Raw genomic sequence first — 13,215 nt, 5'->3', positions numbered from 1 at the left:
TACCGGGATTGTCTTTCCATGAAGATCGTCTGTTTCAACATCAACGGCCTGCGAGCCCGCCCGCACCAGCTGGCGGCGCTGATCGAAAAGCACCAGCCGGACGTGATCGGCCTGCAGGAAACCAAGGTCAGCGACGATCAGTTCCCGCAGGCCGACGTGCAGGCACTGGGTTACCACGTGCATTACCACGGCCAGAAAGGCCATTATGGCGTCGCACTGCTGTCGCGCCAGGCGCCGCTGAGCCTGCACAAGGGCTTTGCCACCGATGAGGAAGACGCCCAGCGCCGCTTCATCTGGGGCACCTTCGCCGATGCCGACGGCAACCCGATCACCATCATGAACGGCTACTTTCCCCAAGGCGAGAGCCGCGACCACCCCACCAAATTCCCGGCCAAGCAGCGCTTCTACGGTGACCTGCAGGCACTGCTCGAAGGCCAGTTCCGCAACGACCAGCCACTGCTGGTGATGGGCGACATGAATATCTCGCCGCAGGACTGCGACATCGGCATCGGCCCGGACAATGCCAAGCGCTGGCTCAAGACCGGCAAATGCAGCTTCCTGCCGGAGGAGCGGGAGTGGCTTGAGCGCCTGAAGGGCTGGGGCCTGGTCGACAGCTTCCGCCACCTGCACCCGGACGTGGCCGACCGCTTCAGCTGGTTCGACTACCGCAGCCGTGGTTTCGAGGACGAACCCAAGCGCGGCCTGCGCATCGACCTGATCATGGCGTCGCAGCACCTGGTGCCACGGCTCAAGGCCGCCGGTGTGGACTACGAGCTGCGCGGGATGGAAAAGCCTTCGGACCATGCGCCGATCTGGCTGGAATTGAGCTGATCGCCGGGGCTGCTGCGCAGCCCCCAAGTGGTTGAACCGAATGCGTCAAGGGCAAGCGAGCGCCGAGCTCGATCTGCTCGTTCACAACCCCAAGCGCAACGCCTCCCCCACCCCAGCGCCGCGCACATCGTCCGCGGCGCTGACCAAGGCAAAGTTGTACGCCCCGTGCGACCAGTACCGCGCCTGCAGCTGGCCATCCACCCGCTGCCCATCCGGCATGCGCCGGTACTGCTCGCCCGGTGAACGCAGGAACAGGCTGATGCGCTGCCCCTTGCCATCCTCGAACACCAGTAGCGCCGCCGGCCCTTGCTCATTGCTGAGCAGGCGCGCGCCCAGCGGTTTGAAACCATACCCTGCCAGGTCCGGCAACTGGCCCACGCGGTTGAAATGCCGGCCCAGCCAGGCGCGCAACTGCGCCGGGTCGCTGGCCTGGATATCCAGCGCCTCGCTGCCGGCAAACAGGCGGTGCGCCTGCACCGCATCGGCCATCGGCAGCATCGCCTGCGCCAGGGTCGCCTCGCGCACCTGCCAACCGCCCAGCCCGCCCACCCCCAGTGCCAGCAACAGCACCGCCGCCGTGGCCCAGTGGCGCTGACGGCGCTGGCGTACTTGCTGCTGCAACCGGTCCAGGTCCAGTTGCGCCGCCGCAGGCAGGTCGGCAAAGCCGGCCAACGCCGCGCGCAAGCGGCGGGCATCGGCACGCCAGCCCTCGACCTTGGCCGCTGCCTGCGGGTTGGCCGCCAGCCAGGCCTGCACTTCGGCGCGGCGCGCAGGCTCCAGGCGCTCATCGACATAAGCGTGCAATTCGTCTTCGCTGGGGATCAGGCGCGTCATTTCAGTCTCCGCAAGGCTGGTGGCTGGGGGTCACCCTCGGTCAGTTGGCGCAAGGCATTGCGTGCGCGCGACAGGCGCGACATCACGGTGCCGATGGGGATGCCAAGCGCCTCGGCGGCCTCCTTGTAGCTCAGGCCTTCGACAGTCACCAGCAGCAGCAAGGCACGCTGCTCCGCCGTCAACCGGGCAAACGCCTGCAGGTCGGCCTGGGCCTGGACGATGGCCTCGAGGTTGTCGCCAACCGGCTCTTCATCACGTTCGCCCCGGCCAAACCAGGACAGCCAGCGTGCATGCAGGCGCTCGCGACGTTTACCGTCGAGAAACAGCCGATAAAGAATGGTGAACAGCCAGGCGCGCAGCGCATCGGCGTCACGCTGTTGACCGCGCCGGCTCAGGGCCCGCTCGACCGTGGCCTGCACCAGGTCATCGGCGCTGCCCGGCTCGCGGGTCAGCCACACGGCAAAGCGGCGCAGGCGGGCAAGCAGTTCGCGCCACTGGTGGTCGTCCAGGTCGTGCATGGCAAGGTCCGGCCTCTGGGTTGGTCAGTGTAGGTAGCAGACGCCTGTGCGCAAATTCTATTCCCCTCGAGGGAATAAGTTTTACCCGACGCCGTCGTACCGGCACCTTCACTGAACCGGACCCCGACCATGAAATCACCCCTGCACGGCCAAGCCCTGGCCCTGCGCCTGGCCGCCATCGGCGCCGTGGTGCTGGCCGCCGGCGCCAGCTTTGCCTATGCCGCCGGCTGGCTCGGCCAGCCTCGGCTGACCCCGCAACGGATCATCGACACGTTCGAAGCGCAGGCCGGGCATTACCCGGGCTACCGCAAGAACCACGCCAAGGGCCTGTGCGTCAGTGGCTACTTCCAGGCCAGCGGCCAGGCCGCCAGCCTGTCTACAGCGCGCGTGTTCAGCCAGCAACGGGTGCCGGTGACTGGCCGTTTCGCCATCGGCGGTGCCAACCCGTTCGCCCCGGACACCGGCATACCGGTACGCAGCCTGGCCATCCAGCTCAGCACCGACGACGGCCAGGTCTGGCGTACCGGCATGAACAACCCGCCGGTGCTGGCGGTCAGCACACCGCAGGGGTTTTATGAGCAAGTGCTGGCAAGCGCGCCCGACCCGGCCACCGGCAAACCGGACCCAGGCAAACTGCAGGCATTCTTCGCCGCCCATCCGGAAAGTGCAGCATTTCGCCAATGGGCGGCCAGCTACAAGCCAAGCAACAGCTTTGCCAGCACGCAGTACCACAGCATCAATGCCTTCCGCCTGATCGACAGCGCCGGCACCGCCCACCCGGTACGCTGGCAACTTGAGCCGCACAGCGCGTTTGCCGCGTTGCCTGCCCAGGTCGATGACAAGCAGTACCTGCAACACGACCTGCAGCAGCGCCTGGCCCAGGGCCCATTGCGCTGGACCCTGCGCCTGGTCCTGGCCGACCCGGGCGATGCGCTGGACGACCCTGCCCGCCCCTGGCCCGCCGAACGGCGCAGCGTGGATGCCGGCACCCTGGTACTGGAACAGGTCGATGCCCCCGAACAAGGTGCCTGCCGTGACCTCAACTTCGACCCGCTGATCCTGCCCACAGGTATAGAAGCGTCCAACGACCCGATCCTCGCCGCTCGCTCCTCTGCCTATTCGGAATCCTTCAACCGCCGCAGCCGTGAATCGCTCAGCACTGGAGCCCAGCCATGAGACCCGAAGCCTTCCACCCGCTCGCCCGCCTGTTGCATTGGTTGATGGCGCTACTGATCCTGGCCATGTTGTTCATCGGTGTGAGCATGGTCGTGGACCTGTCGCCACGCCATACCGTGCTGCTCAGCCTGCACAAGGCCACCGGCCTGGCCCTGCTGCTGCTGGTCGTGCTGCGCATCGCGGTACGCCTGGGCGTGCCTCACCCGCCGTTGCCGCACGATCTGCCGGCGCCACAGCGCTGGGCCGCCGCGGCTTCGCATGTGCTGCTCTATGGCCTGATGCTGGGCATGCCACTGTTGGGCTGGGCCATGCTGTCTGCAGGTGGTTACCCACCCCCGCTGGGTTTGCCGGCAATCGCCCCACACGACCTGCAGCTGTATGCCGTGCTGCGCCAGGCCCACGGCTGGGCCGGCTACCTGCTGTTTGCCGCCGTGCTGGTGCACGTGGCCGCAGCATTGATGCATGCGTGGGTGCGCCGTGACGGCGTGTTGCGTAGCATGTGGCCAGGCCCCCTGCGCCGCAACCCGTGACCGCCAGCAGACAGGGCCTTCGACAATCGATGATAATGCCCGCCCACTCGGCTTACTGTTTGCCGTACTGCCCTGGACTGCCTGATGAACCTCGCAAAGGACCCTGCCACTCTGCTGCCTGCCAGCACGCTGGATTTACGCCCGCTGTTGCTGGCCAACATGGCCTGCACCTTGTCGATGATGGCTTTTGTCGCGCTGATCGGCCCGCTTGCCCGCCAGCTTGGCATGGCTACCTGGCAAGCCGGTGCCGCAGTGACCGTGGCGGGTGTGGTCTGGGTGCTGCTGGCACGCCCTTGGGGGCGCGCGGCGGACTGCCTCGGCCGCCGACGTGTGCTGCTGCTGGGCAGTGCCGGATTCACCCTGGGGTACTGGCTGTTGTGCCTGTTCGTCGAAGGCGCTCTGCGCTGGCTGCCTGGAGCGACCCTGGCGTTCATCGGCCTGACCGTGGCACGCGCTTGCATCGGCGCCTTCTATGCCGCCATCCCGGTGGGCTGCAACGCGCTGATCGCCGACCATGTCGAACCCCAACGCCGGGCCCGCGCCATGGCCGCGCTGGGCGCTGCCAATGCCGTCGGCCTGGTGGTCGGGCCAGCGCTGGCAGCGCTGCTGGCACGGCATAGCCTGAGCCTGCCGTTCCACCTCCTGTCGCTGTTGCCGGCCATTGCCTTTCTGCTTCTGCTGTTGCGCCTCAAACCGCAGGCGCTGGCGCAGCGCCATGCCCCCAGCCCGGTGCGGCTGACCGACCCGCGCCTGCGCCGGCCGCTGCTGGTGGCATTCTGCGCCATGCTCAGTGTCACGGTATCGCAGATCATCGTTGGTTTCTTCGCCCTCGACCGCCTGCACCTGGGCCCGACCGAAGCCGCCCAGGCTGCCGGGATTGCCCTGACCACGGTGGGCGTGGCGCTGATCCTGGCACAGGTGTTGTTGCGCCAGCTGGAATGGCCGCCGCTGAAAATGATCCGGGTCGGTGCCACGCTGTCGGCCCTGGGCTTTGCCTGCGGCGCGCTGGCAACCACCGCGCCGTGGCTGTGGGCCTGCTACTTTGTCGCGGCAGCGGGCATGGGCTTCGTGTTCCCGGCATTTTCCGCGCTGGCGGCAAACGCCATGCACGCCTCGGAACAAGGCGCCACAGCCGGTTCCATCGGCGCGGCGCAGGGCATGGGCGCGGTGGTCGGGCCGCTGGCAGGCACCCTGGTGTATGCGCTGGATCCACGCTTGCCGTTCCTCGCCGTTGCGGCCCTGTTGCTATTGGTCGGGCTGTGGCCGATGCCCCGCGAACAAAGGGCCTGACAAGCACAGCGCGCAAGCGAGCAGAGTGTGTTTTAATGCGCATCGCTCATTATTTTTGACACCTCTTGATAACAAGGCGGCTATGGACACGGGGACGCGACTCAAACTGGTGCGTGAACGCAACAACCTCTCCCAACGGGAACTGGCCCGCCGCAGCGGGCTGACCAATTCGACGATCTCGCAGATCGAACAGAATCGCGTCAGCCCTTCGGTCAGCTCCCTGAAAAAACTGCTCGAAGGCATTCCCATGAGCCTGGCGGAGTTCTTCAGCTTCGACGAACCGGTGCGCGAAGAACGCTACGTATTCCGTGCTGGCGAACAGCCAGACCTGGGGCGCAACGGCCTGCGCATGCTGCTGGTCGGTGCCAGTGTCGAAGGCCGGCAGATGCGTATGCTGCGCGAGCTGTATGCACCGGGCGCTGACTCGGGCGAGCCGATCGTGCATGCCGAGGGTGAAGAGTGTGGCCTGGTCACCCGCGGCACTGTCGAGTTGTGGGTCGATGGGCAGGTCAGCGTGCTCAACTCGGGCGATGGCTACTACATTCCCACCACCTTGCCGCACAGTTTCAAGAATATCGGCCCGGACGAGGCCGAGATCATCAGCGCCAACACCCCGGCGAATTTCTGACCTTGCTGAACAGGCCCTGAATGAAGCGGATCACTATGCTGCTGGGGCTGATGCTGGGGCTGGCCCAGCCTGCGCTGGCCGGCCAGGCTTGCCCGCCCGGGCAGTATCAGGTCTGCCTGATGGGCTGCTTCTGCGCCCCGATCGACCCCGGCCAGGCCGGGCAGATCCTCAAGGATGTGGAGAGCGTGGCCTCGTCCAGCCTGACCTACGCCTTGCAGCAAGCCCGTGACGAGGCCACCGCCAACGGCGTGCAACCGATCCCGTTGCACATCCGCGCGCAGCTCGAACCCTGGTATGACTTTGCCGTGCTCGACGCGGCGCGCTACCGGGTAGGTGACGAGCAGCAAATGAGCGCGGCCAATGCGCTGCTGCAGAACCCTGACGTGAACGCCGTGACGCTGATCGACACGATCATCTTCCGCCGCCCCTCCGATGCCGAGGACAACGTGGCCTTGTGGGCACACGAGCTCAAGCATGTGCAGCAGTATCAGCAGCTGGGTGTGGAAGAGTTCGCCCGGCGCTACACGCGCAACTACGACGACCTGGAAGCGCCGGCCTACAAGACCGAGGCTGAAGTGCGCAAGGCGCTGCGCGAGCGTGGTTCAGGGCAGGCCCGGTAAGCCAGCTGCCACCAGGATAGCCCATGATGGGATCGATGCGCTCGAGGTGGGGGCTGGCTTACCGGCGACAGGCCCTGTCAGGATGTCGCCGAAGCCTCTCCAGCCGCCTGCTCGCGGCTGGCATAACGTTGCGCCAGCACTGCACAGACCATCAGCTGGATTTGGTGGAACAGCATCAGCGGCAAGATCATCGCGCCGATGCCACTGCCAACGAACAGCACCTGGGCCATCGGTACCCCGGTGGCCAGGCTTTTCTTCGAGCCGGCGAACAGGATGGTGATGCGGTCCTCCAGGGCAAAGCCCAGCAGCTTGCCCAACTGGCGGGTACCAAACAGCACCACCGCCAGCAGGATCGCGCATACGGCAAACAATCCGGCCAAGTGCTGCGGCGATACCGTGTGCCACAAGCCGGTGACCACCGCCTCGCTGAAGGCGGTATACACCACCAGCAGGATCGAGCCCTGGTCCACTACCTTCAACCAGCGTGCATTGCGCTTGACCCAGGCGCCGATCCAGCGCCGCGCGAGCTGCCCGGCCACGAACGGCACCAGCAGCTGCAGGGTGATCTTCAGCACCGCATACAGGCCTGAGCCGGTATCACCGCTGGCGCCCAGCAGCAGCATGACCAGCAAGGGCGTGAGGAAGATGCCCAGCAGGCTCGATGCCGCCGCGCTGCAGATGGCTGCCGGCACGTTACCGCGTGCCAGCGAAGTGAAGGCAATGGCTGACTGCACGGTGGCCGGCAAGGCACACAGGTACAAGACGCCCAGGTACAGCTCGTTGCCCACCAGCGGTACGAACAGCGGCTTGAACGCCAGGCCCAGCAGCGGGAACAGCACGAAGGTGCAGGCGAACACCAGCCCATGCAGGCGCCAGTGCCCGGCACCGGCGATGATCGCCTCGCGCGACAGTTTGGCCCCATGCAGGAAGAACAGCAGGCCGATGGCCAGGTTGGTCAGCCAGCCGAAATACACCGCGCCGTCGCCCGAGCAGGGCAGCACGGTGGCAATCAGGACCACCCCGAGCAACGCCAGGGTGAAGTTGTCGAACAGCATGCGCAAATACTTCATTACCGTTTCCGTCTTGTCATTGGGCAAGGGCAGACGATAAGGTCTTCGGCTTTTCACCGCTAACGCCGGAACCCCCACCGGTATCGCTCAACGGACACTTCCCGCAAAGGACCCGCCCATGCCCTTCCCCCGCCTGGCCGCAGTTGCAGCCGCCCTCACCCTCGCTCTAGGCCACAGCGCCGCCGAAGCCGATGACCAGCTGCAGGCCAAGGTCGACCGGATCATCCGTCCGCTGATGCAGGAACAAGGCATTTCCGGGATGGCCGTGGCGCTCTATGCCCGCGACCACGCGCACTATTTCAACTACGGCGTGGCGAGCAAGGACGACCCTGTACCGGTCAGCCGCGACACGCTGTTTGAAATCGGTTCGCTGAGCAAGACCTACACCGCTACCCTGGCCGCACTGGCCAGTGCCGAGGGCAAACTGGACCTCGGCGCCCCGGCCAAGCGCTATCACCCTGCGCTGGCCGGGGCGCCTCTCGGCGAGGCAAGCGTGCTGGACCTGGGCACCTATAGCGCCGACTGCCTGCCGTTGCAGTTCCCGGACACGGTGCAGACCGCACAGCAGGTAGTCGATTTCTTCCGTCACTGGCAGCCCCGGGCCAAAGCGGGCACCCAGCGCTGCTATTCCAACCCCAGCCTGGGGCTGTTCGGCGACCTGGCCGCTCGCGCCCAGCATCAACCGTTCTCGGCCCTGATGAGTGAAGGCCTGCTGGCGAAAATGGGCCTGCAGAACACCTACCTGCAGGTCCCGGCCGATGCCCAGGGGCTGTATGCCCAAGGCTACGACGCCAGCGACAGGCCGGTACGGGTCGGCCCCGGTCCCTACGCAGATGAGGCGTACGGCATCAAGACCAGCGCCAGCGACCTGTTGCGCTATGTGCGCCTCTACATGCAACCGGAAGGCCTGCCCCCTGCTCTGCTGCAGGCCACAACCATTACCCGACAGGGCTACTTCCAGGTTGGCGCCATGACCCAGGGCCTGGGTTGGGAGCGTTACCCGTATCCGGTCACGCTGGCTACCCTGGTCGACGGCAACAGCCCGCGACTCATTCGCGAACCGCAGGCAGCCACACGCTTGCAACCTGCCCTGCCCGCGTTGTCGGCGGCCTGGTACAACAAGACCGGCTCGACCAATGGTTTCGGTGCCTACGCCGCGTTCGTGCCCTCCGAGCAACTGGCGATCGTGTTACTGGCCAACCGCAACTACCCCAACGAAGCCCGCGTACGCGCCGCCTTCGAGATCCTTTCAGGACTGTAGCGGCGGCAGCAATTGTCGAACAAAACGACACGATGTAGTGAGAAAAAATATTCACTACAAAATGGTTGACGCCGTTCATCGCCCTTGGGCATGATGAAGCCGTCTCTCTGATCGGGAGCGGTGGCAAGGGTGTTCCAGACGGCCTGCGCGGTAACGCAGGCCGTCCGTGGAGAGGGAAACTGTCCAAAAGGCAGCGTGAGAAAGCCCCTGTTGCGATGCTGCTGTAGCAGCCTTGGTAGTGCGCTACACCGTGGTAGCGCCAACTGTGAAAATCACTACGACTGGGTAATGGGGGCTTTATGATGAACTTGAACAACAATCCGACTATCGACCAATTGGCCCAGCTGTTCGCCATGCGCAAGGACAGCCTTGACGACCACCTGCTGTGGGTCAGCCAAACCGGTGAAGTGCGCCTCGACCGCCTGCCACCGAATACCGTCGAAGATGAATTCGAAGAGCACCTGCCGAGCATGCGTGCCCGCTTCAAGGTCTACCGCCGTGGGCAGGGCTACGTCGGCAAGAAGGCCGCCGCTGACACCGAGTTCGTCGGCCGCGTCCTGCAGACCCTGCAACAAGAATGGCCCGCTGTTCGCGAACAGCAGGCCGTCAAGGTGATCGATTCGATCAATTGAGGATCCGCCTCCTTGAACAAGCCCGGCCCGCAAAGGCCGGGCTTTTTCATGCCTGGCGCCGACGGTGGCGGGCTTCCGGCAAAGGCAAGGCCCCGGTGGCCATCGCCCGCGCACGGTCGACACCCCAGACCAGGGCGCGGGTCATGGTCTCGCCAGGCCGCGCGGGGTAATACTCCTCCAGCAGTGCCCGACCGTCCCCGGCATACAACCCCAGGAACAACTGGGTCGCCCCCAGCCGTGACAGGCGCACCTGCACGTCCAGCGTGGTACCGTCACTGAGCGCTTCATCATGGCTGCGGCTATGCAATTGGGCGTCAGCCCACCGCCAATAAGTCTCTTCCCTGACTCGCATGAGCATTCAATCCTCCGTTGCGCAATGCGGCGTCAGGAAATCACAGTCTTGGCCATCCGGCGAGTGCTACCCGGCAATGCCATGAGGCGGATCAACGAATAGCAACAAAAACCCCGCCGTTCGGCGGGGTCTTGTTGGGGCGGGTCACTTCTTCAGTGGCACCCGCGGCATGAAGCGGCCTTTTTTGCTGCGCTGCAGGTGGGCGGGTTGGAGCTGTTCGGAATCATCCAGCGTCATGTGGGCGAAACCCAGGCGGAATGCCGCCTGGCCGCAACGCACCTGGCTGTTGATCGGGAACGCGTCGTTCAGGTCTTCGAAAAAGGATTCGCTCATGCCCTGTCTCCCTCCAGTGGCGGACGCGCCGGCAACCAGAAGGGTTGCCCAGGTAAACGCGACCAGTGGAAATGAGACTAGCTGGTCATTTGCGGACCGCCCAGACTGAAATGCCGGGCCCGACCAGCGGCTGAACGCGCTACTTCAGGCGCACCGCCGTGCCGGTGGCAAATACCACGACCATGCCGCCCTGTACCGATGGCATGCTGATCTCGAAATCCACCCCCACTACAGCATCGGCTTGCAACTGGCGTGCCCGCGCTTTCAATTCTTCGGTGGCCTGCTCCCGCGCCTCGCGCAGTGCGCTTTCCAGGGTTTGCGAGCGGCCGCCGAAGAAGTCGCGGAAACGTGCAAAGAAATCGCGCACGAAGTTGATACCCTGCACCGATTCGGAGCTGACCACGCCCAGATAGTCGGCAATCGGGCGGCCTTCAAGCTGGCTGGTGGTGGAAATGATCATGGGTGCACTCCATTGGCCTGGCAAAAGAGGCCGATTCTACCAGAGTGCAGCACCGCCGATTCATGCGCTGACCGCGCGCAAGCGCTGGCCGATGCGCGCACCGAACACGTTTACCAGCAACCCTGCCATCACCAGCAAGGCACCCCAACCCTGCGTTACCGTCAGACGCTCGCCCAGCAACAGCGCCGATGAACTCAAGCCGATCACCGGCACCAGCAGCGAGAACGGTGCCACTTTGCCAGCTGGATGACGCGACAGCAGCTTGCTCCACAGGCTGTAGCCCAGCATGGTGGCGACGAACGCCAGGTAGGCCAGGGCCAGCACCGAACTCCAACCGATGTTGGCCAAGGCATGACCAATGCGCTCAGGCCCTTCCAGCCACCAGGACAATACCAGGAACGGCAGCGGCGGAATCAGCCCGCCCCAGATCACCAGCGCCACCAGGTCAACCGAGCCAAAGCGGCGGGTAATGATGTTGCCCAGGCCCCACATGGCGCCGCCGCACAGGGTCAGCACCAGCGCCAGCATCGGTACATGGCCACCGTCTTCGCTGCCGATGAGGGCCAGGCCGCTGGCGGCCACCAATAGCCCGAGCACGCTCGCCAGGCGCAGCCGCTCGCCCAGGAACAGGGCAGCAAAACCCAGCGTGAAGAACGCCTGTGATTGCAGGATCAGCGAAGCCAGCCCTGGTGGCATGCCGCTGTACATGGCCTGGAACAGGAAGGCGAACTGGCCCAGGGAAATGGTCGCACCGTAGGCGATCAGCCAGCGCCAGGGCAACCTGGGCCGCCTGACCAACAGGATGGCCGGAAACGCCACCAGCAAGAAGCGCAATGCCCCCAGCAACATCGGCGGCAAGCCATCGAGGCCAACCTTGATGACCACGAAGTTGACTCCCCAGGCGACGATCACCACCAGGGCGATCAGCAGGTCCTTGAGCGGCATTGCAGCATCCTTCTTCCAGGCTTTTTAGACATATTTCGTTACAGCATAAGGCTATTCCTTCACTGGGGACCGGCACAGTTGCAGCCCATCATTGCGCAACAGTGCCACTGTTCCATTCGCGACACCCTCGCTTGACCCTGCTTGTATATACATGCTCACATGACGCCAACGTCATCCGCCCCGTGCCCCATCGATGACTGACTCGCTTACACAAATACAATGAAGCGGAGCCACCGAATGACCAGCAAACCCGTATTCGAGCGGCGCTCGATCGACTACATCCCCGAAACTGAACGCCATGGGCGCGTGTACAGCCAGTTCACCCTGTGGCTCGGCGCCAACCTGCAGATCACTGCGATCGTGACCGGCGCGCTGGCCGTGGTGCTCGGTGGCGATGTGTTCTGGTCATTGATTGGCCTGTTGCTCGGCCAATTGATCGGTGGCGCGGTAATGGCCCTGCATGCAGCCCAGGGCCCACGCCTCGGGCTGCCGCAGATGATTTCCAGCCGCGTGCAGTTCGGGGTCTATGGCGCAGCCATACCGATGGTGCTGGTGTGCCTGATGTACCTGGGCTTTACCGCTACCGGCACGGTACTCTCCGGGCAGGCAATCGGCCAACTGTTGGACGTCAGCGACAGCGCCGGCATCCTGGTTTTCGCCAGCGTCATCGTTCTCGCCACCTTGGCCGGCTACCGGGTGATCCACTGGATCGGGCGAGTCGCCAGCGTGCTGGGGATCATTGCCTTCGTCTACCTGTTCAGCCGCATCCTGATGCTGGCCGACATCGGGCAACTACTGGACAACCGCCACTTCAGCTGGGCATCGTTCATGCTCGCGGTGTCACTTGCGGCGTCCTGGCAGATCGCCTTCGGCCCTTATGTCGCCGACTATTCGCGCTACCTGCCAAGCAGCACCTCGCCAGGCAAGACTTTCCTCGCTGCCGGGTTGGGCTCGGTGATCGGCGCGCAAGCATCAATGGTGCTCGGGGTATTTGCCGTGGCTATCGCCGGTGGCCAGTTCGCCGGCCATGAAGTGGCATACATCGTTGGCCTGGGCGGTGCCGGCAGCAGCGCAGCGCTGCTGTATTTCTGCATCGCCTTCGGCAAGGTGACCATCTCGACGCTGAATTCCTATGGCAGCTTCATGTGCATTGCCACCATCATCAGCGGCTTTCGCGGCCACTTGGCGATCAGTCGGCTACAGCGCCTGCTGTTCGTCCTGGCAATCGTCGGTGCCGCGACCCTGGTTGCCCTGCTTGGCCAGCATTCGTTTCTCAGCGCATTCAAGTCGTTCATCCTGTTCCTGCTGACGTTCTTCGTGCCGTGGAGCGCGGTCAACCTGGTCGACTACTACTTCATCACCAAGGAACGTTACGACATCCCTGCCCTCGCCGACCCACAGGGCCGCTATGGCCGCTGGAACTGGCCCGGGATCATCGTCTACAGCGTCGGCGTGCTGGTCCAGATGCCGTTCATCGACACCAAGCTGTACACGGGGCCGATGGTCGAGCACCTGGGCGGTGTGGATGTATCGTGGCTGATCGGCCTGGTAGTACCGAGCGTGCTGTACTACCTGGCGGCACGCCAGCGGGCCCACCACGCGCCCGTGTCGATGATCGTGCCTGAGAGTCACTGAGCCGCGCAGAAACGCGCCTGTATCAACCGACAGGCCGACGCGGTTATGCAGCGAAGAGCCGCAAGACGGCCCCAGTTTCAGCGTTATCGCCGAGACCTCC

Annotated in this window: 16 protein-coding genes; 9 read left to right on the top strand and 7 right to left on the bottom strand. The window is 64.7% G+C overall.

Annotated elements, in window-relative coordinates:
* Window positions 1-18: 18 nt before the first annotated feature.
* Window positions 19-831, top strand: coding sequence for an exodeoxyribonuclease III (xthA, locus tag HU763_RS11485; protein ID WP_186684928.1), 813 nt, complete (start codon window positions 19-21; stop codon window positions 829-831).
* A gap of 81 nt (window positions 832-912) precedes the next feature.
* On the opposite strand, the gene HU763_RS11480 is transcribed toward xthA, so the two are convergent.
* Window positions 913-1,665, bottom strand: a complete 753-nt coding sequence (locus tag HU763_RS11480; RefSeq protein ID WP_186684926.1) for an anti-sigma factor family protein — start codon at window positions 1,663-1,665, stop codon at window positions 913-915.
* A complete protein-coding gene (locus HU763_RS11475) occupies window positions 1,662-2,183 on the bottom strand; it encodes a sigma-70 family RNA polymerase sigma factor (protein ID WP_186684925.1) in 522 nt (173 codons plus the stop codon). Before HU763_RS11475 ends, HU763_RS11480 begins: the two co-directional genes overlap by 4 nt.
* Before the next feature lie 129 nt (window positions 2,184-2,312).
* Here HU763_RS11475 and HU763_RS11470 point away from each other — a divergent pair, with 129 nt between their 5' ends.
* The 5 genes from HU763_RS11470 to HU763_RS11450 all read left to right on the top strand — a co-directional run bounded on the left by HU763_RS11470 (window position 2,313) and on the right by HU763_RS11450 (window position 6,427).
* Complete coding sequence (locus tag HU763_RS11470) at window positions 2,313-3,359, top strand: catalase family peroxidase (RefSeq protein ID WP_186684924.1); 1,047 nt, start codon at window positions 2,313-2,315, stop codon at window positions 3,357-3,359.
* Entirely contained in the window at window positions 3,356-3,889 is a 534-nt protein-coding gene (locus HU763_RS11465) for a cytochrome b (RefSeq protein ID WP_186684923.1), read from the top strand. Before HU763_RS11470 ends, HU763_RS11465 begins: the two co-directional genes overlap by 4 nt.
* A gap of 84 nt (window positions 3,890-3,973) precedes the next feature.
* On the top strand, window positions 3,974-5,179 hold the full coding sequence (locus tag HU763_RS11460) for an MFS transporter (RefSeq protein WP_186684922.1): 1,206 nt from the start codon (window positions 3,974-3,976) through the stop codon (window positions 5,177-5,179).
* An 82-nt stretch (window positions 5,180-5,261) separates the two neighbouring features.
* Window positions 5,262-5,807 (top strand): cupin domain-containing protein, encoded by a 546-nt coding sequence (locus tag HU763_RS11455; protein ID WP_087500627.1) that lies wholly within the window; start codon window positions 5,262-5,264, stop codon window positions 5,805-5,807.
* A gap of 20 nt (window positions 5,808-5,827) precedes the next feature.
* The gene (locus HU763_RS11450; protein WP_186684921.1) at window positions 5,828-6,427 is read left to right on the top strand and encodes an eCIS core domain-containing protein; all 600 of its coding nucleotides are present in this window, start codon (window positions 5,828-5,830) and stop codon (window positions 6,425-6,427) included.
* Between the two features lie 77 nt (window positions 6,428-6,504).
* Here HU763_RS11450 and HU763_RS11445 read toward each other — a convergent pair whose 3' ends face one another.
* Window positions 6,505-7,497, bottom strand: coding sequence for a bile acid:sodium symporter family protein (locus tag HU763_RS11445; protein ID WP_186684920.1), 993 nt, complete (start codon window positions 7,495-7,497; stop codon window positions 6,505-6,507).
* A 118-nt stretch (window positions 7,498-7,615) separates the two neighbouring features.
* Here HU763_RS11445 and ampC point away from each other — a divergent pair, with 118 nt between their 5' ends.
* Together ampC and HU763_RS11435 are read left to right on the top strand one after the other, a co-directional pair.
* Window positions 7,616-8,758: a class C beta-lactamase gene (ampC, locus tag HU763_RS11440; protein WP_186684918.1), complete on the top strand. Its 1,143-nt coding sequence runs from the start codon at window positions 7,616-7,618 to the stop codon at window positions 8,756-8,758.
* A 299-nt stretch (window positions 8,759-9,057) separates the two neighbouring features.
* Entirely contained in the window at window positions 9,058-9,390 is a 333-nt protein-coding gene (locus HU763_RS11435; protein ID WP_186684916.1) for a hypothetical protein, read from the top strand.
* 46 nt (window positions 9,391-9,436) lie between these two features.
* Here the strand turns inward: HU763_RS11435 and HU763_RS11430 are convergent, their stop codons facing one another.
* From HU763_RS11430 to HU763_RS11415, 4 genes are all read right to left on the bottom strand, one after another.
* Window positions 9,437-9,748 carry a hypothetical protein gene (locus HU763_RS11430; RefSeq protein WP_186684915.1) on the bottom strand — a complete coding sequence of 104 codons (312 nt, stop codon included), beginning with the start codon at window positions 9,746-9,748 and terminating at the stop codon, window positions 9,437-9,439.
* Between the two features lie 138 nt (window positions 9,749-9,886).
* Window positions 9,887-10,075 (bottom strand): hypothetical protein, encoded by a 189-nt coding sequence (locus HU763_RS11425; RefSeq protein ID WP_003253897.1) that lies wholly within the window; start codon window positions 10,073-10,075, stop codon window positions 9,887-9,889.
* 139 nt (window positions 10,076-10,214) lie between these two features.
* Window positions 10,215-10,535, bottom strand: coding sequence for a YbjQ family protein (locus HU763_RS11420; RefSeq protein WP_119713840.1), 321 nt, complete (start codon window positions 10,533-10,535; stop codon window positions 10,215-10,217).
* A 60-nt stretch (window positions 10,536-10,595) separates the two neighbouring features.
* A complete protein-coding gene (locus tag HU763_RS11415; protein WP_186684914.1) occupies window positions 10,596-11,480 on the bottom strand; it encodes an EamA family transporter in 885 nt (294 codons plus the stop codon).
* Between the two features lie 237 nt (window positions 11,481-11,717).
* Here HU763_RS11415 and HU763_RS11410 point away from each other — a divergent pair, with 237 nt between their 5' ends.
* Window positions 11,718-13,115 (top strand): purine-cytosine permease family protein, encoded by a 1,398-nt coding sequence (locus HU763_RS11410; RefSeq protein ID WP_186684913.1) that lies wholly within the window; start codon window positions 11,718-11,720, stop codon window positions 13,113-13,115.
* Window positions 13,116-13,215 lie beyond the last annotated feature (100 nt).

The sequence above is a fragment of the Pseudomonas anuradhapurensis genome, assembly GCF_014269225.2.
In the GTDB taxonomy this organism is placed as follows: domain Bacteria; phylum Pseudomonadota; class Gammaproteobacteria; order Pseudomonadales; family Pseudomonadaceae; genus Aquipseudomonas; species Aquipseudomonas anuradhapurensis.
The sequence above is the reverse complement of the archived record's forward strand: the minus strand, read 5'-3'. Positions and strand labels throughout refer to the sequence as shown.

Bases quoted from the DNA above. Each gene is read 5' to 3' on its own strand.
- xthA (WP_186684928.1), top strand. From the start codon at position 19: ATGAAGATCGTCTGTTTCAACATCAACGGCCTGCGAGCCCGCCCGCAC.
- HU763_RS11480 (WP_186684926.1), bottom strand. From the start codon at position 1,665: ATGACGCGCCTGATCCCCAGCGAAGACGAATTGCACGCTTATGTCGAT.
- HU763_RS11475 (WP_186684925.1), bottom strand. From the start codon at position 2,183: ATGCACGACCTGGACGACCACCAGTGGCGCGAACTGCTTGCCCGCCTG.
- HU763_RS11470 (WP_186684924.1), top strand. From the start codon at position 2,313: ATGAAATCACCCCTGCACGGCCAAGCCCTGGCCCTGCGCCTGGCCGCC.
- HU763_RS11465 (WP_186684923.1), top strand. From the start codon at position 3,356: ATGAGACCCGAAGCCTTCCACCCGCTCGCCCGCCTGTTGCATTGGTTG.
- HU763_RS11460 (WP_186684922.1), top strand. From the start codon at position 3,974: ATGAACCTCGCAAAGGACCCTGCCACTCTGCTGCCTGCCAGCACGCTG.
- HU763_RS11455 (WP_087500627.1), top strand. From the start codon at position 5,262: ATGGACACGGGGACGCGACTCAAACTGGTGCGTGAACGCAACAACCTC.
- HU763_RS11450 (WP_186684921.1), top strand. From the start codon at position 5,828: ATGAAGCGGATCACTATGCTGCTGGGGCTGATGCTGGGGCTGGCCCAG.
- HU763_RS11445 (WP_186684920.1), bottom strand. From the start codon at position 7,497: ATGAAGTATTTGCGCATGCTGTTCGACAACTTCACCCTGGCGTTGCTC.
- ampC (WP_186684918.1), top strand. From the start codon at position 7,616: ATGCCCTTCCCCCGCCTGGCCGCAGTTGCAGCCGCCCTCACCCTCGCT.
- HU763_RS11435 (WP_186684916.1), top strand. From the start codon at position 9,058: ATGATGAACTTGAACAACAATCCGACTATCGACCAATTGGCCCAGCTG.
- HU763_RS11430 (WP_186684915.1), bottom strand. From the start codon at position 9,748: ATGCTCATGCGAGTCAGGGAAGAGACTTATTGGCGGTGGGCTGACGCC.
- HU763_RS11425 (WP_003253897.1), bottom strand. From the start codon at position 10,075: ATGAGCGAATCCTTTTTCGAAGACCTGAACGACGCGTTCCCGATCAAC.
- HU763_RS11420 (WP_119713840.1), bottom strand. From the start codon at position 10,535: ATGATCATTTCCACCACCAGCCAGCTTGAAGGCCGCCCGATTGCCGAC.
- HU763_RS11415 (WP_186684914.1), bottom strand. From the start codon at position 11,480: ATGCCGCTCAAGGACCTGCTGATCGCCCTGGTGGTGATCGTCGCCTGG.
- HU763_RS11410 (WP_186684913.1), top strand. From the start codon at position 11,718: ATGACCAGCAAACCCGTATTCGAGCGGCGCTCGATCGACTACATCCCC.